19 protein-coding genes are annotated in these 17,677 nt (G+C 69.3%); 9 read left to right on the forward strand and 10 right to left on the reverse strand.

The window, feature by feature from the left end:
- The 7 genes from ABZ948_RS37430 to ABZ948_RS37460 all read left to right on the forward strand — a co-directional run.
- A partial coding sequence (locus ABZ948_RS37430; protein ID WP_359767350.1) for an FHA domain-containing protein occupies positions 1 to 445 on the forward strand: 445 nt, incomplete at its 5' end.
- 10 nt (positions 446 to 455) lie between these two features.
- Entirely contained in the window at positions 456 to 965 is a 510-nt protein-coding gene (locus ABZ948_RS37435) for an FHA domain-containing protein FhaB/FipA (protein ID WP_037759980.1), read from the forward strand.
- A gap of 132 nt (positions 966 to 1,097) precedes the next feature.
- Positions 1,098 to 2,648 (forward strand): Stp1/IreP family PP2C-type Ser/Thr phosphatase, encoded by a 1,551-nt coding sequence (locus tag ABZ948_RS37440; protein ID WP_359767352.1) that lies wholly within the window; start codon positions 1,098 to 1,100, stop codon positions 2,646 to 2,648.
- Positions 2,649 to 2,675: 27 nt separating this feature from the next.
- Positions 2,676 to 4,118: an FtsW/RodA/SpoVE family cell cycle protein gene (locus ABZ948_RS37445; RefSeq protein WP_037759983.1), complete on the forward strand. Its 1,443-nt coding sequence runs from the start codon at positions 2,676 to 2,678 to the stop codon at positions 4,116 to 4,118.
- Complete coding sequence (locus tag ABZ948_RS37450) at positions 4,115 to 5,590, forward strand: peptidoglycan D,D-transpeptidase FtsI family protein (protein WP_359767355.1); 1,476 nt, start codon at positions 4,115 to 4,117, stop codon at positions 5,588 to 5,590. The genes ABZ948_RS37445 and ABZ948_RS37450 overlap by 4 nt, the downstream gene beginning before the upstream one ends.
- Before the next feature lie 168 nt (positions 5,591 to 5,758).
- The gene (gene pknB / locus ABZ948_RS37455; RefSeq protein ID WP_359767357.1) at positions 5,759 to 7,786 is read left to right on the forward strand and encodes a Stk1 family PASTA domain-containing Ser/Thr kinase; all 2,028 of its coding nucleotides are present in this window, start codon (positions 5,759 to 5,761) and stop codon (positions 7,784 to 7,786) included.
- Positions 7,787 to 8,010: 224 nt separating this feature from the next.
- On the forward strand, positions 8,011 to 8,469 hold the full coding sequence (locus ABZ948_RS37460; protein WP_359767359.1) for a hypothetical protein: 459 nt from the start codon (positions 8,011 to 8,013) through the stop codon (positions 8,467 to 8,469).
- Positions 8,470 to 8,571: 102 nt separating this feature from the next.
- On the opposite strand, the gene ABZ948_RS37465 is transcribed toward ABZ948_RS37460, so the two are convergent.
- Genes ABZ948_RS37465 through ABZ948_RS37490 form a run of 6 tightly spaced genes read right to left on the reverse strand, consistent with a single transcriptional unit; the run spans position 8,572 to position 12,927 of the window.
- Complete coding sequence (locus ABZ948_RS37465; protein WP_359767361.1) at positions 8,572 to 9,321, reverse strand: class E sortase; 750 nt, start codon at positions 9,319 to 9,321, stop codon at positions 8,572 to 8,574.
- A 13-nt stretch (positions 9,322 to 9,334) separates the two neighbouring features.
- Entirely contained in the window at positions 9,335 to 10,603 is a 1,269-nt protein-coding gene (locus ABZ948_RS37470) for a class E sortase (protein WP_359767363.1), read from the reverse strand.
- Positions 10,600 to 11,238, reverse strand: a complete 639-nt coding sequence (locus ABZ948_RS37475) for an aminodeoxychorismate/anthranilate synthase component II (RefSeq protein ID WP_359767365.1) — start codon at positions 11,236 to 11,238, stop codon at positions 10,600 to 10,602. The genes ABZ948_RS37470 and ABZ948_RS37475 overlap by 4 nt, the downstream gene beginning before the upstream one ends.
- A complete protein-coding gene (locus tag ABZ948_RS37480) occupies positions 11,235 to 11,396 on the reverse strand; it encodes a hypothetical protein (RefSeq protein ID WP_037759996.1) in 162 nt (53 codons plus the stop codon). The genes ABZ948_RS37475 and ABZ948_RS37480 overlap by 4 nt, the downstream gene beginning before the upstream one ends.
- Positions 11,397 to 11,449: 53 nt before the next feature.
- Entirely contained in the window at positions 11,450 to 12,124 is a 675-nt protein-coding gene (locus ABZ948_RS37485; protein WP_359767367.1) for a class E sortase, read from the reverse strand.
- Positions 12,125 to 12,147: 23 nt separating this feature from the next.
- Positions 12,148 to 12,927, reverse strand: coding sequence for a DUF881 domain-containing protein (locus tag ABZ948_RS37490; RefSeq protein ID WP_359767369.1), 780 nt, complete (start codon positions 12,925 to 12,927; stop codon positions 12,148 to 12,150).
- 139 nt (positions 12,928 to 13,066) lie between these two features.
- Here ABZ948_RS37490 and crgA point away from each other — a divergent pair, with 139 nt between their 5' ends.
- Positions 13,067 to 13,321 carry a cell division protein CrgA gene (crgA, locus tag ABZ948_RS37495; protein WP_359767371.1) on the forward strand — a complete coding sequence of 85 codons (255 nt, stop codon included), beginning with the start codon at positions 13,067 to 13,069 and terminating at the stop codon, positions 13,319 to 13,321.
- A gap of 257 nt (positions 13,322 to 13,578) precedes the next feature.
- Here the strand turns inward: crgA and ABZ948_RS37500 are convergent, their stop codons facing one another.
- Both ABZ948_RS37500 and ABZ948_RS37505 read right to left on the reverse strand, forming a co-directional pair.
- A complete protein-coding gene (locus ABZ948_RS37500; RefSeq protein ID WP_359767373.1) occupies positions 13,579 to 14,469 on the reverse strand; it encodes a rhomboid family intramembrane serine protease in 891 nt (296 codons plus the stop codon).
- A 125-nt stretch (positions 14,470 to 14,594) separates the two neighbouring features.
- Positions 14,595 to 15,122 carry a peptidylprolyl isomerase gene (locus ABZ948_RS37505; RefSeq protein WP_031115160.1) on the reverse strand — a complete coding sequence of 176 codons (528 nt, stop codon included), beginning with the start codon at positions 15,120 to 15,122 and terminating at the stop codon, positions 14,595 to 14,597.
- A 325-nt stretch (positions 15,123 to 15,447) separates the two neighbouring features.
- Between ABZ948_RS37505 and ABZ948_RS37510 the strand changes: the two genes are divergently transcribed.
- Positions 15,448 to 16,149, forward strand: coding sequence for a DUF5324 family protein (locus tag ABZ948_RS37510; protein ID WP_359767375.1), 702 nt, complete (start codon positions 15,448 to 15,450; stop codon positions 16,147 to 16,149).
- A 168-nt stretch (positions 16,150 to 16,317) separates the two neighbouring features.
- Here ABZ948_RS37510 and ABZ948_RS37515 read toward each other — a convergent pair whose 3' ends face one another.
- Both ABZ948_RS37515 and ABZ948_RS37520 read right to left on the reverse strand, forming a co-directional pair.
- Entirely contained in the window at positions 16,318 to 17,226 is a 909-nt protein-coding gene (locus ABZ948_RS37515) for a hypothetical protein (RefSeq protein ID WP_359767377.1), read from the reverse strand.
- Positions 17,227 to 17,233: 7 nt separating this feature from the next.
- The gene (locus tag ABZ948_RS37520) at positions 17,234 to 17,665 is read right to left on the reverse strand and encodes a hypothetical protein (protein WP_359767379.1); all 432 of its coding nucleotides are present in this window, start codon (positions 17,663 to 17,665) and stop codon (positions 17,234 to 17,236) included.
- Between the last annotated feature and the right edge of the window lie 12 nt (positions 17,666 to 17,677).

Here is a 17,677-nt window from a genome sequence, read left to right on the forward strand (position 1 = left end):
GCCGGCCGGACGCCCGGGTGGCTACGGCTACCCGCCGGCCGCCGCGCCCGCGGGCGCCCCGCCCATGCCCGCCGCGCCGCCGCCCGGCGGCCGCCCCGGCGGCTACGGCTACCCGCCGGCCGCGAGCGGCCAGCGGCCCCCGGCCGCCCCGGCCTCCGGCGGACGCACCCGCCACTGGATCGAGATCAACGGCACCCGCCACCAGATCTCCCGCCCGACGCTCGTGCTGGGCCGCAGCACCGACGCCGACGTGCGGATCGACGACCCCGGCGTCTCCCGCCGGCACTGCGAGATCCGGACCGGAACGCCCTCGACGATCCAGGATCTCGGATCCACCAACGGCATCGTGGTGGACGGGCAGCACACCACCCGCGCTACGCTCCGCGACGGCTCGCGGATCGTCGTGGGCAGTACCACCGTTATCTATAGGCAAGCCGAAGGGTGAAGCGGGGGCAATGTCAGAGCTGACCCTCACGGTCATGCGGCTGGGGTTCCTGGCCGTTCTGTGGCTGTTCGTGATCGTGGCCGTGCAGGTCATCCGGAGCGACCTGTTCGGTACGCGCGTCACCCAGCGCGGATCGCGCCGCGAGGCCGGTCGCCAGCAGCAGGCCGCCCGCCAGGCGCCGCCGCAGCAGCGCCAGCAGGCCACCGGCGGCCGGCGCGGCCGCAACGCCCCCACCAAGCTGGTCGTGACCGAGGGCACCCTCACCGGCACGACGGTCGCGCTGCAGGGCCAGACCATCACCCTGGGCCGGGCGCACGACTCGACGATCGTGCTGGACGACGACTACGCCTCCAGCCGCCATGCCAGGATCTACCCGGACCGCGACGGCCAGTGGATCGTCGAGGACCTCGGCTCCACCAACGGCACGTACCTGGACCGGACCCGGCTGACGACTCCCACACCGATTGCGCTGGGCGCGCCGATCCGCATCGGCAAGACCGTCATCGAGCTGCGGAAGTAGTACGACAATGAGCGAGCGGAGCGAGCACGCAGTGGCGGGCCCCACCCCGGGCCCCGGCGCGCTCCCGACCGGAGGGTGGGCAGTGTGGCTCGACACGACCGGCTGTACCCGGAGCCGACAGGCGAGGTGCGCATGAGTCTGTCACTGCGCTTCGCGGCCGGATCGCACAAGGGCATGATCCGGGAGGGCAACGAGGACTCCGGATACGCCGGCCCACGGCTGCTCGCCATCGCCGACGGCATGGGCGGCGCCGCCGCCGGCGAGGTCGCCTCCTCCGAGGCCATCTCCACCATCGTCGCCCTCGACGACGACGTCCCCGGCTCCGACATCCTCACCTCGCTCGGCACGGCGGTCCAGCGCGCCAACGACCAGCTGCGCTCCATGGTCGAGGAGGACCCCCAGCTGGAGGGCATGGGGACCACCCTCACCGCGCTGCTGTGGACCGGCCAGCGCCTCGGCCTGGTGCACGTCGGCGACTCCCGCGCGTACCTGCTCCGCGACGGCGTGCTCACCCAGATCACGCAGGACCACACCTGGGTGCAGCGCCTGGTCGACGAGGGCCGCATCACCGAGGAAGAGGCCACCACCCACCCGCAGCGCTCGCTCCTGATGCGCGCGCTCGGCTCCGGCGACCACGTCGAGCCGGACCTCTCCATCCGCGAGGTCCGCGCCGGCGACCGCTACCTGATCTGCTCCGACGGCCTGTCCGGCGTGGTGTCCCACCAGACCCTGGAGGACACCCTCGCCAGCTACCAGGGTCCCCAGGAGACCGTCCAGAACCTCATCGAGCTGGCCCTGCGCGGCGGCGGCCCGGACAACATCACCGTCATCGTCGCCGACGTCCTCGACCTCGACACCGGCGACACCCTCGCCGGGCAGCTCTCCGACACCCCGGTCGTCGTCGGCGCCGTCGCCGAGAACCAGCACCAGCTGCACGACAACGGCATCATGCAGACCCCCGCCGGCCGCGCCTCCGGGCTCGGCCGCCAGGGGCACGGCGGCGGGGGCGGCGAATTCGGCCCGCCCGGCTCCGGCGACACCACCGGCTACATCCCGGCGACGGGCTTCGGCTACGGCGACGACGACTTCGTCAAGCCGCGCAAGAAGGGCCGCTGGCTGAAGAGATCCTTCTACGGCGCCCTCGCGCTCGCCGTCATCGGCGGCGGACTGTACGGCGGCTGGCGCTGGACGCAGACGCAGTACTACGTCGGCGCCCAGGACGAGCACGTCGCGCTGTACCGGGGCATCAGCCAGGACCTGGCCTGGGTCTCGCTCTCGAAGGTCGAGAAGGACCACCCCGAGATCGAACTCAAGTACCTGCCGCCCTACCAGCAGAAGCTGGTCAAGGCGACCATCGCCGAGGGCGGGCTGAAGAACGCCCAGGCGAAGATCCAGGAACTGTCGGTGCAGGCCTCCGCGTGCAAGAAGGAAGCGCAGCGGCGCGAGGCCGAGAGCCGGAACAACGCCAAGACCGGCGAGGGCGAGGCCGGCGGCACCACGGGAACCACTCCCGCCTCCTTCACGTCCAAGGCCACACCGACGCCGAACCCGTCGAACCCGTCGGGCTCGCCGTCGGCGCCTGAGAAGTCCTCGCCCCCGACCACGACCGCACCCACTCCCAGCCCCGGCCCCAGCCTCTCGGAGGAAGAGCAGAAGGTCGTCTCGCTGTGCGGTAAGCAGTAGGCAAGCCGTGAGAGGCCCCGTCACACGATGAGCAGTACTACGAACTCGCCGACGCACCACACGTCCACGATCGGCGCGATCGGCGCCCCGAGCCGACGCAACACCGAACTGGCTCTGCTGGTGTTCGCCGTCGTCATCCCGGTCTTCGCCTATGCCAACGTCGGGCTGGCCCTGAACGACTCGGTGCCGCCCGGCCTGCTGAGCTACGGCCTCGGACTCGGCCTGCTCGCGGGCGTCGGCCACCTCGTCGTACGGAAGTTCGCCCCGTACGCGGACCCGCTGATGCTGCCGCTCGCGACGCTGCTGAACGGACTCGGACTGGTCGTCATCTGGCGCCTGGACCAGTCCAAGCGGCTCAGCAACTACGCCGAGGCCGCGCCGCGCCAGCTGCTGTACTCGGCGATGGGCGTGGCCCTGCTGGCCGTCGTACTGATCTTCCTCAAGGACCACCGCGTCCTGCAGCGCTACACCTACATCTCCATGGCCGGAGCGCTGTTCCTGCTGATCCTGCCGCTCGTGCCGGGCCTCGGCGCGAACATCTACGGCGCCAAGATCTGGATCAAGATCCCCGGCCTCGGCACCCTGCAGCCCGGTGAATTCGCCAAGATCGTCCTCGCGGTCTTCTTCGCCGGCTACCTCATGGTGAAACGAGACGCGCTGGCCCTCGCCAGCCGCCGCTTCATGGGCCTGTACCTGCCCCGCGGCCGCGACCTCGGCCCGATCCTCGTGGTCTGGGTCATCTCGATCCTCATCCTGGTCTTCGAGACCGACCTCGGTACGTCCCTGCTGTTCTTCGGGATGTTCGTCATCATGCTGTACGTCGCCACCGAGCGGACCAGCTGGATCGTCTTCGGTCTGCTGATGTCCGCCGTCGGCGCCGTCGGCGTGGCGAGCTTCGAGCCGCACATCCAGACCCGTGTGCAGGCCTGGCTCGACCCGATGCGCGAGTTCGAGCTCTCCCGCGCCGGCGTCCAGGACGGCGTCGTCCACTCCGAGCAGGCCATGCAGGCCCTGTGGGCCTTCGGCTCCGGCGGCACCCTCGGCACCGGTCTCGGCCAGGGCAACTCCGACCTCATCGGCTTCGCCGCCAACTCCGACTTCATCCTCGCCACCTTCGGCGAGGAGCTCGGTCTGGCCGGCGTCATGGCGATCCTGCTCCTCTACGGCCTGATCATCGAAAGGGGCGTGCGCACGGCGCTCGCGGCCCGCGACCCGTTCGGCAAGCTGCTGGCCATCGGCCTGTCCGGCGCCTTCGGCCTCCAGGTCTTCGTCGTCGCCGGCGGTGTCATGGGTCTCATCCCGCTGACCGGCATGACGCTGCCGTTCGTGGCCTACGGCGGTTCCTCCGTGATCGCCAACTGGGCGTTGATCGGCATCCTGCTGCGCATCAGCGACACCGCCCGACGCCCGGCCCCCGCTCCCGCCGCCAACCCCGACGCCGAGATGACCCAGGTGGTCCGCCCGTCATGAACAAGCCCCTGCGCCGGATCGCGATCTTCTGCGGTCTGCTCGTCCTGGCACTGCTGATCCGCGACAACTGGATCCAGTACGTCAAGGCCGACGAGCTGAGGACCGACACCAAGAACCGCCGCGTCTCCATCGAGCGCTACGCCTCACCGCGCGGCGACATCATCGTCGGCGGCGACCCCATCACCGGGCACGCGACGACCACCTCGGGCGACTTCAAGTACAAGCGCACCTACAAGGACGGCCCCATGTGGGCGCCCGTCACCGGCTTCGTCTCGCAGGCCTTCGGCGCCAACCAGCTGGAGTCCATCGAGGACGGCATCCTCACCGGCAACGACGACCGGCTCTTCTTCCGCAACACGCTCGACATGCTCACGGGCAAGAAGAAGGAAGGCGGCAACGTCGTCACGACGCTCAACGCCGACGCGCAGAAGGCCGCCTACAACGGCCTGAAGAAGCAGGGCGGCAAGGGCGCGGTGGTGGCGCTGGAGCCGTCCACCGGCAAGATCCTGGCGCTGGCCTCCTTCCCGTCGTACGACCCCTCGTCGATCGCGGGCAACAGCGACAAGGACGCCGAGGCCTGGAAGAAGCTCGACAAGAAGAACAACCCCGACGACCCGATGCTCAACCGGGCCCTGCGCGAGACGTACCCGCCCGGCTCGACCTTCAAGGTCCTCACCGCGGCCGCCGCCCTGGAGGACGGCCTCTACACGGACCCGGACGCGAAGACCGACTCGCCCGACCCGTGGGTCATGGAGGGCACCACCACCAAGCTGCCCAACGAGGGCAACATCCCCTGCAAGAACGCGACGCTGCGCGTGGCGCTGCAGTACTCCTGCAACACCGTCTTCGGCAAGATCGGCTCCGACCTCGGCAACGACAAGATGCTGGACATGGCCAAGAAGTTCGGCTTCACCGAGGAGCAGTACACCCCGGTCCGCTCCAGCGCGTCGGTGTTCTCCGACGACATGAACGCGTCGCAGACCGCGCTCTCCTCCATCGGCCAGTTCAACACCGCCGCGACCCCGCTGCAGATGGCCATGGTCGCCTCGGCCGTCGCCAACAACGGCACCCTCATGAAGCCGTACATGGTCGACGAGCTCCAGGCCCCGAACGTCGACACCATCGAGAAGACCGAGCCCGAGGAGATGAGCCAGCCGCTGTCGGCGAAGAACGCCCAGATCCTCCAGTCGATGATGGAGACGGTCGTCGACAAGGGCACGGGCTCCAGGGCCAAGATCGACGGCGTCAAGGTCGGCGGCAAGACCGGTACCGCCCAGCACGGCGTCGACAACAGCGAGAACCCCTACGCGTGGTTCATCTCCTACGCCAAGGACGCCGACGGCAGCGCACCGGTCGCCGTGGCGGTCGTGATCGAGGACGACAACGCCGTCCGTGACGACATCTCCGGCGGCGGCCTCGCGGCACCGATCGCGAGGAACGTGATGGAGGCGGTCATCAACAGCAAGAAGTGACCCCGCTCACGTCTGCTTCACATCGGTGCACGTTGCGATACCGGTCCTGTATCGGCTGACGGGCTTGGCCAGGTCACACAAAACAAGCCGGGTACGGTAGGCCCGGACGGCAGCCTCCGACCGTACAAGCTTCCGGTCGGGACCGACGGAGAGGGCTGGTAGGTAGCTATGGAAGAGCCGCGTCGCCTCGGCGGCCGGTACGAACTGGGCCAGGTGCTCGGGCGTGGTGGCATGGCGGAGGTCTACCTCGCGCATGACACCCGCCTCGGCCGCACCGTGGCGGTGAAGACGCTGCGCGCGGACCTCGCGCGCGACCCTTCCTTCCAGGCCCGGTTCCGCCGGGAGGCCCAGTCGGCCGCCTCGCTCAACCATCCCGCGATCGTCGCGGTCTACGACACGGGCGAGGACTACATCGACAACGTGTCGATCCCGTACATCGTGATGGAGTACGTCGACGGCTCCACGCTCCGTGAGCTCCTCCACAGCGGCCGCAAGCTGCTGCCGGAGCGGGCCATGGAGATGACCATCGGCATCCTCCAGGGCCTGGAGTACGCCCACCGCAACGGCATCGTCCACCGCGACATCAAGCCCGCGAACGTCATGCTGACGCGCAACGGCCAGGTCAAGGTGATGGACTTCGGCATCGCCCGGGCCATGGGCGACTCCGGCATGACGATGACCCAGACCGCGGCGGTCATCGGCACGGCCCAGTACCTCTCGCCGGAGCAGGCGAAGGGCGAGCAGGTCGACGCCCGCTCCGACCTGTATTCCACGGGCTGTCTGCTGTACGAGCTGCTGACCGTCCGTCCGCCCTTCGTCGGCGACTCCCCGGTGGCCGTGGCCTACCAGCACGTCCGGGAGGAACCGCAGGCGCCGAGCGTCTTCGACCCCGAGATCACGCCCGAGATGGACGCGATCGTGCTGAAGGCGCTCGTCAAGGACCCGGACTACCGCTACCAGTCGGCCGACGAGATGCGCGCCGACATCGAGGCCTGCCTGGACGGCCAGCCGGTCGCGGCCACGGCCGCCATGGGCTCCGTCGGCTACGGCGGCTACCCCGACGACCAGCCGACGACGGCCCTGCGCGCGGACTCCGGCGCGGGCGCCACGTCGATGCTGCCCCCCATGAACCCGGACGACGGCGGCTACGGCTACGACGACCGCCCCGACCGGCGCCGCGGCCAGCAACGCAAGTCCAACACCTCGACGATCCTGCTCGTGGTGGCGGGCATCCTCGTGCTGGTCGGAGCGATCCTGATCGGACGGTGGGCGTTCAGCGGCAACGGCGCGGGCGACGACACCCTGCCGGCACCCAACTTCGTCGGCGAGACCGAACAGAACGCCCGGAAACTCGCGACCAACTCCGACCTGCAACTGACGTTCTCGAAGAAGCCCTGCGAGAACCAGGCCAAGGGCAACATCTGCACCCAGGACCCGAAGGCCGGCACGGACGTGCAGAAGGGCGACACCATCGCCCTGGTGGTGTCGGCCGGAGCGCCGAAGGTGGCGGTGCCGAGCGTCGTCGGCGAAAGCCTCGACGACGCCAGGGCGAAGCTGGAGGGCGACAAGTACCAGTTCGTGGTCGAGACGAAGGCCAAGGAGTCCTCGGAGGACCCCGGCACCGTCCTCGAGCAGGACCCGGAACTGGGCGCCGAGGTGGAGAAGGGCTCCACCATCACCCTCACCATCGCCAAGGCCGAAGCGAAGTCCACCGTCCCGGACGTCCTCGGCCAGAGCTGTGACGCGGCCAAGCAGCAGATGCAGGCCAGCGACCTGGTCGGCAACTGCACCGAGGTCGAGACGGACGACGACAACCAGGTGGGCAAGGTCATCGCGACCACCCCGCAGGCCGGCACCTCCGTCGACAAGAACTCGTCGGTCGCCATCCAGATCGGCAAGAAGAAGGAACAGCAGAAGACCGCGGTGCCGAGCGTCGTCGGCCAGACGGTCGGCCAGGCCAAGCAGACGCTCGCGGGATTCGGCTTCACGAAGATCCAGTTCGCGAACGGCAGTGACCAGAGCGACAACGCGATCGTCGCCGGACAGGACCCACAGGGCAACACCGAGGTCGACGACCCGGCGAACACGACGATCACTCTGCAGACCGTCGGCTTCGGGAACAACGGCGGCAACAACAACGGCGGCGGCAACAACGGCGGCATCTTCGGCGGCGTCACCGGCCGCGACGAGGACTGACCTCGGCGGACGACCCCGGCACCCGGAGAGGTGCCGGGGTCTTCCTGTATCGAGCCGTGCGGATGACGACTCCGCACCGTGACCTTACTCACATGATGGTCCGTCAGTTTTGTTTTGCTTCTCCCACATTGATCGTTTGCGGGACCCATGGGCCACCAGTACGTTGTCGCTGCCGCAGAGCGGATGCGCATCCGCGTCCGCCTGCAGATCTTGGGGAGAGATCCATGCGCAGAGCGATATCACTACTTTCGGCCGCGTTCGTGATGCTCGTCGGTGGGATCGCCTTCGCCCCGACAGCCAGCGCCGCCGGCTACGGGTGCAGCGGGAACCTGATCGACACCTACTCGGTCAAGACCGACGGCGGGACCAAGTGGGGGGTCCTGAATCTCTACTACAGCACCGCCAACGGCGGTACCAACTGCGCCGCGGTCGTCGACACCTACTGGGGCACCGGCACCACCAAGCTCATGGTGGTGAACATCTGGAAGTGCAGGGCCGGGACCACTCCGGGTGGCACCTGCCTGATCGACCAGCAGGACCACGACAGCGGCAACTTCTCGTCGTACGCCGGGCCGGTCTCCGTCACGGGTACCGCCAGCCGCTGCATCCATGTGGACGGGACGATCTGGAACCCGTCCCGTACGGCAGCCGCGTCCGTCAACGCCAACGCGGTGCACTGCTGACAGCAGCCGATCCGGCTGGGCCTCCTGAGCTGCTCGACGACTGTCGAGGTCAACGGCTGAGGAGGCTCTGCCTTTTTGTCGTGCGTCTCGGGAGCAAGCCGTTCAGCGCAGTTCCTTCGGCGGCGTCCGGTCCGCGTCCACCTTCTCGACCCGCTCCAGCTCGCCCCACACGATGTACCGGTACGTGCTCGTGTACACCGGCGTGCACGTCGTCAGCGTGATGTAGTGGCCCGGCTTCTTCCTGCCGGACTCCTTGGGGACCGCCGAGAGGACCTTGACGTTGTACTTCGAGGTCTCGGGAAGGATGGCGTAGGTCTTGTAGACGTACCACTTGTCCTTCGTCTCGAAGACGATCGGGTCGCCCTTTTTGATCTTGTCGATGTTGTGGAACTTGGCCCCGTGCCCGTCGCGATGGGCGGCGAGGGAGAAGTTGCCGTTCTTCCCCGACATGGGCAGGGCCGACTTGACGGGCTCGGTGTAGTAGCCGGCCACACCGTCGTTGAGGATCTTGTTCGACGTGCCCTTCTCGACCAGGACCTCGCCGTTCCTCATCGCCGGCACGTGCAGGAAGCCGATGCCGTTCTTCGTGTCCAGCGCCCCCGGCCCGCCCCGGCCCTGCGCCCAGTCGTCACGGACCCGGTCGGCCTGCTTGCCGGCCGCACGGTCGGCGACGACGTTCGTCCACCACAGCGAGTAGACGACGAACAGGCCGAGGACCAGGCCCGCGGTGATGAGGAGTTCCCCGAAGACGCTGACCGCCCGCGCGATCGGTCCGGGCCTGCGGCGCGCCGCAGGCCGCCGCGACGCCGCGCCGGTGTGCTCTTCGTGGTCCGTGTCGGTGGTCGCTGCCACTGGTCATCTGCCCTTAACTGACGAGCGCATCCGGCTTGCCCTTGCTGCGCGGCCGTTCCTCGACCATCTTGCCCCAGACGATCATCCGGTACTTGCTGGTGAACTCCGGCGTGCACGTGGTCAGCGTGATGTAACGGCCGGGCTCGGTGAATCCCGACCCCACGGGGATCGGGTTCAGGACGCTCGTGTTGCTCGGCGGGGTCACCGGCAGGATCGACGCCATCTTGTAGACGTAGTACTCGTCCTGCGTCTCCACGACGATCGGATCGCCCGGCGTGAGCCTGTTGATGTACCGGAACGGTTCTCCGTGGGTGTTCCGGTGGCCCGCGAGCCCGAAGTTCCCGGTCTTGTCACTGGGCATCGCGGTCTTCAGCGCACCCTCGGCGTAGTGGCCGACCATGCCCCGGTCGAGGACGCCCTTGTTGCTGGTGCCCTCCGCGATCGGCACCACCACGTCCAGCTTCGGGATGTGCAGGATGGCGAAGCCCTGCCCCGGCTCGAACGCCCCCGGGTTGCGCTTGCCGTTCGCCCAGTCGTCCTGGAGGCTGCTGGCCTCCTTGCCGGCCTGCGCGTGCGCCCGCACGTTCGTCCACCACAGCTGGTAGGTGACGAACAGCAGCATCAGCACGCCGGTCGTGATGAAGACCTCGCCTATGGCCCGGCTGGCGACCACCGCGGGGCCCGGCTTGCGCGCCCGCGCCTGCCGCCGCGCCTCGACCCGCGACAGCGGCGCCCGGGGCTCGTCCGCCGGGCGGGTGTCCGGCGCGCCGCCACGGCGCCCGTGACGGCGTTTGGCGGCCTTCCTGCGGGCCGCCCGGCCCCCGTGGGCCCCTCCGTCGCTCCGCGAGCCGGCGGCGGCCGCAGAGCCCGGTATGGAGTCATCGGCCGCGGGCGGCGGATCCGGTATCCGCAGCGCCACCGTCTCCTCGTCGACCGGAGGCAGCAACGGCTCCTCCGGGACGGGCTCGTAGGACGCCGCGTACGGCTCCGCCTCCGCCTGAGGCGGCTGCGACTCGTACGGCGGCTCGTACGACTGCGGCTCGTACGGCTGCGCCTGGGGTTCCGGCACCGGCTCGTACGACTGCGTCGGCGGCTGCTGTGGCGGCGACTGCCGCTGCGACGGCCGCTGCGGCTCCGGCGGGTACGACTGCGGCTGCGCTCCCGGCTGCGGAGACGCACCGTACGCCCCTGCGTCCGACCAGTCCTCGAACGCACCCGGCACCCCGTACGACTGCTGCCCGTACGAGGTGTCGGACTCGCGCTCGGGGCGCAGCGCCGTCACGCCGTGGCCCTGCCCACCACCGGGGCGAGCCCGGCCGACCTCGCCACCGCGCCCTCGTCGCCGCACTCCACCAGCCAGTTGGCCAGCATCCGGTGTCCGTGCTCGGTCAGCACCGACTCGGGGTGGAACTGGACGCCCTCCACCGGCAGTTCGCGGTGCCTGAGGCCCATCACGATGCCGTCGTGCGTCCGGGCCGTGACCTCCAGCTCGGCCGGGACCGTCGCCGGCTCGGCGGCCAGCGAGTGGTAGCGCGTCGCCGTGAAGGGCGAGGGCAGGCCGGCGAAGACACCCCCGCCGCCGTGCTCCACCAGGGAGGTCTTGCCGTGCAGCAGCTCGGGCGCCCGGTCCACCACACCGCCGTACGCCACCTGCATCGACTGCATGCCCAGACAGACGCCGAAGACCGGCACACCCGTGTCGGCGCAGTGCCGGACCATGTCCACGCAGACGCCCGCCTCCTCCGGCGTCCCCGGGCCAGGGGAGAGCAGGACACCGTCGAAACCGTCCTGGGCGTGCGCCGTCGAGACCTCGTCGTTGCGCAGGACCTCGCACTCGGCGCCCAGCTGGTACAGGTACTGGACCAGGTTGAAGACGAAGCTGTCGTAGTTGTCCACGACGAGAATGCGCGCGCTCACTGGTTGTCCACCGTCACATCGTTGAAGGGCAGCAGCGGTTCCGCCCACGGGAAGACGTACTGGAAAAGCACGTAGACCACGGCCACGACCAGGGCGAGTGAGATCAACGCCCTCACCCACGTGTTCCCCGGCAGATGCCGCCAGATCCAGCCGTACATGCCGTCCCTTCCGTCGTACCACGGCACCAGACCTACGCCGTACAGCCACCAGACTAACGGCGCAACGCCTCAGGTTTCCCTGCCTCCACAGGCTGGGTGGAGTCCAGGTGCGCCCAGACGATCAGCCGGTGACTGTGGCCCCATTCCGGTTCGCACGTGGTCAGCGTCAGATAGCGGCCCGAACGCGTGTACCCGGATGTACGTGGGACAGGGTCGATCACCTCGATGTCCGAGGGCACTGTTTTGTACGGGCCTTTGTCGATCCGATACGTGAACCACGTCGTGCCGTCGGTCAGCACCACCGCGTCACCGCGTCGCAGCCTGGGAAAGTCCTTGAAGGGGTCTCCGTGGGTGCGGCGGTGGCCGGCGACCGCGAAGTTCCCCTTCTGCCCCAGCTGAGCGGTCTCCGCGTAGTGCCCGAGGCCCTTCTTCAGGGTGCCGGTCGCGGTGCCCTCGAGCACCGGCTTGTTCCACGTGAAACCAAGACGCGGGATGTACATGATCGCGAAGGGCCTGCCCTCGGCGTAGGGCGCCGGCTTCGCAGGGCTCCCGGCGGACCCGGCCGGCGGACGGGGCTTCGACCACTCCTCGCGGAGCAGCTCGATCTGGTCGTCCATGACACCGTCGGCCTTCACACCGGTCCAGAACAGTACATAGACGACGAACAGCACGATCACACTGCCGACGGTGATACAGAGTTCGCTGACGGTTCTGACGATCACACGCACCGGCGGCTCCCCCGGCCTGGGCCCTACTCCACGGGCTTCGCGTAGTGCAGATCCACTGTGCCCGAGTAGCCGGGCAGAGTCACCGGGCCGTTCTCCTCGACTTTCCAGCCGAGCCCGTAGACGTTGACGTAGACCATGTAGTTCTGGATCGCCGGAGAGGCCGCGAGCGCCTTCTTCAGCTTCCCGGGGTCACCGACCGCCGTGATCTTGTACGGCGGCGAGTAGACGCGGCCCTGGAGGATCAGGGTGTTGCCGACGCAGCGCACCGCGCTGGTGGAGATCAGCCGCTGGTCCATGACCTTGATGCCCTTGGCACCGCCCTGCCACAGCGCGTTCACCACGGCCTGGAGGTCCTGCTGGTGGATGACCAGGTAGTCGGGCTGCGGCTCGGGGTAGCCCGGGAGCTTGGCGGTGGCGTCCGGCGGGGCGTCGTTGAGCGTGACCGTCAGCGAATCGCCCTTGAGCTTCTGGGTGCCCGCGCGCTTCTCCAGCGCCGCCAGCTTGTCGTCCTCCGCCTTGGTGGAACCGTCGTCCCGCTCGGCGAGCGCCTCTATGTCCTTGCGCAGAGCCCCGTTGGTCTCGTCCAGCTCGCCGTTCTCCCGGCTGCGCTCCTGGATCAGGTCGGACAGCTTCAGCAGCGAGGCGTCCGTGCGGATGTCGGTGCCCTTGGCGGTGTCGAAGCTGGTGAAGAAGATCAACCCGGCGAGAGCGAAGACGGCCGCCGTGAGGATCCGGACGGGCCGGAAACGGCGCGCGCGCTCAGGGGTGGATCCCGTCCCGGGGGAGTCGGCAGAATTGCTCAACGTACCCTTATCTCCTTCGGCGCGGCGGAAGCACTACGCTAACGGACGCCCGGGGGAGCAATCGGAGTCCCCTTACGCTGCCCCGAGACCGACCCAGTTACCTGCGCGGCCACGCAGCGCATCGACAGGAGAGACCCTCGTGCCGAAGTCACGTATCCGCAAGAAGGCCGACTACACGCCGCCGCCGTCGAAGCAGACGACCGCGATCAAGCTGAACAGCCGTGCCTGGGTCGCGCCCGTCATGCTGGCCATGTTCCTCATCGGTCTGGCCTGGATCGTCGTCTTCTACGTCACCGACGGCTCGCTGCCCATCGACGCGCTGGGCAACTGGAACATCGTGGTGGGCTTCGGCTTCATCGCGGCCGGATTCGGTGTCTCGACGCAGTGGAAGTAGCGGTCACCGGCAGGTGAACGCAGCTCTGCCCAGGGTTGTTCGCTGAGTTATCCACAGCCACTGTCCACAGGTGGAAAAGAAACGACGATCTGTGGATAACTCGCTGGGCGTTGACGCCGGTATGACGGAAGTACCGCAACTCGAAAACTTGTTCGCCCCCTGCCTGACCTGCGGAAACGTAGGTCGGTAACAGGGGGCACATGTGTTCCCGCACAGTGTGCACAAGATCCGCCACCCGCTGTGGACAACGGTCGCGCTCAGCTGAGCTGGGCCGTCCTCAGCAGGGTCAACAGCACGACCACGGCCAGGACCAGCGCGCACGTGCCGTACTGGACCAGGGCGCGTCGCTCGCGCGGGGCGTGGACCATGGCGTATCCGACGGCGACGCCGGCGACGAGGCCGCCGATGTGGGCCTGCCAGGAGATGTTGAAGCCCGGGCTGAAGGTGAAGATCAGGTTGATCACCAGCAGCGCGATGATCGGCCGCATGTCGTAGTTGAGCCGGCGCATCAGGACGGCCGTCGCACCGAAGAGGCCGAAGATCGCGCCGGAGGCGCCGAGGGTGGCGGTGTTCGGCGCGGCGAGCAGATAGGCCAGGGCGCTGCCCGCGAGACCCGAGATGAAGTAGAGGGCTAGGTAACGGACGCGGCCGAGGGCTGCTTCGAGGGGGCCGCCGAGCCACCAGAGGCTGAGCATGTTGAACGCGATGTGCCAGATCTCCTGGTGGGTGAACATCGAGGTCACCATGCGGTACCACTCGCCGCCTGCCACGCCCTGCGTGGGGGTGAAGGGTGCGGGTGGCCAGGCACCGAGCAGGACGAGGTCGTTGAGGAGCGACTCGTTGACCTGGACGGCGATGAAGACCGCCAGGTTGATGCCGATGAGGATCTTGGTGAGGAGGCGGGGGTCGGCCGTGATGGTGCCTCCGGCGATGGTCCGGGGCATGGCGGCCGTGGGCGCGTGGCCGGTGCCGGAGCCGGAGCGGACGCACTCGGGGCATTGGAAGCCGACGGAGGCGTTGACCATGCATTCGGGGCAGATCGGCCGCTCGCAGCGGGTGCAGCGGATGCCGGTCTCACGGTCCGGGTGGCGATAGCACGTGGGGACGCTGTGGGCGTTCTGCGGGCTGCCCGCAGCCTGGTCGTCCATGAGATCCCCTAAGTCCTGGTGGAAGCCGTGGTGGAAGCCGTGTGGAAGCCATGGTGGGCAAAGCCCCGCCCCGCTCATCCATACGGATGAGCGGGGCGATTGGTTCCCTGTGGGAGCTTTCGCGCTCAGCGGGTCTCGACGACGACCGACTCGATGACGACGTCGTTGACCGGGCGGTCGGTGCGCGGGTTGGTCTGGGTCGAGGCGATGGTGTCGACGACCTTCTGGCTGGCGGCGTCGGTGACCTCGCCGAAGATGGTGTGCTTGCGGTTCAGCCAGGCCGTCGGGGCGACGGTGATGAAGAACTGCGAGCCGTTGGTGCCGGGGCCGGCGTTGGCCATCGCCAGCAGGTAGGGCTTGTCGAAGCGCAGGTCCGGGTGGAACTCGTCCTCGAACTGGTAGCCGGGGCCGCCGGTGCCGTTGCCCAGCGGGTCACCGCCCTGGATCATGAATCCGCTGATCACCCGGTGGAAGACCGTGCCGTCGTAGAGCTTGTCCGTGGACTTCTTCCCGGTCTCGGGGTGCGTCCACTCCCGCTCGCCCTGGGCGAGCTCGACGAAGTTCTTGACCGTCTTGGGGGCGTGGTTCGGCAGAAGCCGGACTTCGATGTCGCCGTGATTGGTCTTCAGGGTGGCGTAGAGCTGCTCAGCCACGATCTGCCTTCCGTTGTCTTTCCGTGACTCCCTGATCCTCGCATGGACGGGGCTCCACGTCGCCCGACCTCCGTTCACCGGAGGAAAAGCGGGCCGAACGGCTGCGGAAAACCAGTCGAGTAGTCGCGGGGCGGGGGCGCGCGGCGGCGATCCGTGGCATTGTCGACGACAAGCTCACGTTGCCCCCTATTCATCCGTTCTTGTACTCGATCAACTCCATCGGCACCCGTATGCCCGTCTCGCATGGCGCGGAGCGCCCGGGCAGGCATGATCCGTAAAAGGGTGGAAAGTCGAAATACCGTACGCCACCGAGGAGGAGGAACCCGTGACCCGCATCGACAGCGTGCGCGCCGCGACCGGTTCGGCGAAGGACAGCGTGCTGCACGCCGCGGAAGTGGTGGCGCCCTACGCCGACACGGCCAAGGACAGGGCCGCGCACTACGCACACGAGGCACGCGTACGGCTAGCGCCCAAGGTGACGCAGGCCGCCGGGCAGGCACGCGTCCAGTACGGCACTCATGTGCAGCCGTATCTGGAGCAGGCCCGCACGCATGTGCCGCCGAAGGTCGACCAGGCCGCCCACGAGGCCGCCGTCCGCACACGCAAGGCCGCCCGTCAGGCGGCGGAGTACTCCCGGCCGAGGATCGAGCAGGCGGTGGCCGCGGCCGTTCCGGTCACGACCGAGGCCGCGGCTCGGAGTGCGGCCGCGATGGCCGCACTGCGCGGCCAGGTCTCGTCCAAGGAGATCCAGAGGCTGGTCCGCAGGCATGAGCGGCGGGCCAGGGCCGGTAAGGCCATGAAGACGCTGGTGATCCTGGGCGCCGTCGCGGGCGGTGCCTTCGCCGCCTGGAAGTGGTGGGACAAGCAGGCGAACCCGGACTGGCTGGTGGAACCGCCCGCCGCGACGGAGGTCCCCGAGTCCGGCCGGCTGTCCGCCGTGGACGGCAGTGGCCAGTCGGCGCTGGATCCGGAGGTCCAGGCCAAGGAGGCGGAGGAAGAGGCCGCCCGGCGCGACGACCGCTCCTGACGGTCACCGGAGCCCCCGGTACGGCGGGGCGGGAGCCTCGAGGATCGACCTCGGGGTCTCCCGCCCCGCCGTGCTGTTTCACGTGAAACACCGTCGGCGGCATACGGGAAACACCGTGGGCGGCATACGGGAGACCCCGTCGGCGGCAGCGCGGGATGCCGGGCCTGCTCATGTGCCCTTGCGCATGGCCCTGGTCAGGGCCTCGCCCGTGGCGTGGTCCGCCGGTCCCGTGCAGTCGAGGCCCAGATCGGCGGCGAGTGTCCGGACGCGCAGGTCGACGGCCGACTCGACGAGTTCGGCGAGCACGTCCGTCGCGACGCGTGCCCGGCGCATCCCCACCGCGACGGCCGCGGCTCCCAGCACCGCCGCGGGCCACCAGATCACGGTGAGCACCCCGTACAGCACTCCCCAGGCCTGGAGCCGGTGGGCGGCGGCCAGTGTCTGGCGGGCCGTGTGGAGTTCCAGTCGTGCGCCGTCCTCCACCAGCAGCCACAGCCTGGGCCAGGCGGAGGCCAGGTCGAGCCGGTACTGCTCCCACACGCGCTGCTCCACGGCGGCCAGGCGGTTCCCGGCCCGGAACGGCCGGGTGGGGGCGGCGAGGGCGATGCGGTTGCGTGCGTCGTTCAGCAGCGCCGCGCGTTCGGACAGGGCGGTGGCCTCCGCGTCTCCCGTCAGCCGGGCGCGGCCCGCCGCCACGAGGGCTTCCCGGAAGGCGTCGTCGGCCGCTCGCCAGCGCCGCAGCCGCCGGGCTGTGAGGTGGCGGGCCGGCGGCCACCGGCCTTCGGTCAGCCACAGTGCTTCGAGTCCGGCGCCCAGGGCCCTGGCCGCCTGGTCCACTCCGAAGGCACCGGCCAGCACCGCCGCCGCCGTGAGCACGATGACGCCGGGGGAGTCGCCGGCGGGGGCTGCGGCCAACTCGTCGAGGACGTCGCGGAGCCGGTCCACGTCGTGCCACCGCTCGCGGCCCAGCACGATGGCGCCGGCCAGCACCGCCAGGTACAGCAGTCCGGGCAGGACGAGCAGGGCGCTCCAGCGCTCGGCGAGTTTCCCGCCCAGTGTGCCGAGGAAGGCGCTCACGCGGGGCTCACGGGGTCACGTCGAGCAGTCCGAGGGGCTCGTCGAACACGGCACAGCGTGACGGCTCCGCCGTGGCCGGGGCTCCGGCCGGGGCCTCGACGCGGGTGCAGCGGCGGCGGGGGCAGGTCCGCACCTCCAGCAGGGCGCGCCCGCCTCCGAGTCCCGGCAACGGCTCGTAGGCGGAGCCGCCGGATACGGGGACTCCGCGGTAGGAGCCGAGGGCGGCTGTGTGGCCGGTGACGAGGAGCCGCTCCTCGAGGTCGTCGAGCTGTTCGTCGATCTCCTCCCAGGGCCTGCCCTCGCGTACTCCGGCCACCACGTTCGCCACGAGCGTCCGCAGTTCCGCGTTCTCGGCGAGGGGCCTCTCGGGGGCGGCGAGGCGGCTGCAGAGCATCGCCAGGCGTCCGTCGCGTCGTTCCCGCTCGTGCTGTCCGGCCACCGGCCCACTCCT

It is taken from the genome of Streptomyces olindensis (assembly GCF_040645895.1).
Taxonomy (GTDB): domain Bacteria; phylum Actinomycetota; class Actinomycetes; order Streptomycetales; family Streptomycetaceae; genus Streptomyces; species Streptomyces olindensis.

Bases quoted from the DNA above. Each gene is read 5' to 3' on its own strand.
- ABZ948_RS37445 (WP_037759983.1), top strand. From the start codon at position 2,676: ATGAGCAGTACTACGAACTCGCCGACGCACCACACGTCCACGATCGGC.
- ABZ948_RS37460 (WP_359767359.1), top strand. From the start codon at position 8,011: ATGCGCAGAGCGATATCACTACTTTCGGCCGCGTTCGTGATGCTCGTC.
- ABZ948_RS37440 (WP_359767352.1), top strand. From the start codon at position 1,098: ATGAGTCTGTCACTGCGCTTCGCGGCCGGATCGCACAAGGGCATGATC.
- ABZ948_RS37480 (WP_037759996.1), bottom strand. From the start codon at position 11,396: ATGTACGGCTGGATCTGGCGGCATCTGCCGGGGAACACGTGGGTGAGG.
- ABZ948_RS37435 (WP_037759980.1), top strand. From the start codon at position 456: ATGTCAGAGCTGACCCTCACGGTCATGCGGCTGGGGTTCCTGGCCGTT.
- ABZ948_RS37450 (WP_359767355.1), top strand. From the start codon at position 4,115: ATGAACAAGCCCCTGCGCCGGATCGCGATCTTCTGCGGTCTGCTCGTC.
- ABZ948_RS37500 (WP_359767373.1), bottom strand. From the start codon at position 14,469: ATGGACGACCAGGCTGCGGGCAGCCCGCAGAACGCCCACAGCGTCCCC.
- pknB (WP_359767357.1), top strand. From the start codon at position 5,759: ATGGAAGAGCCGCGTCGCCTCGGCGGCCGGTACGAACTGGGCCAGGTG.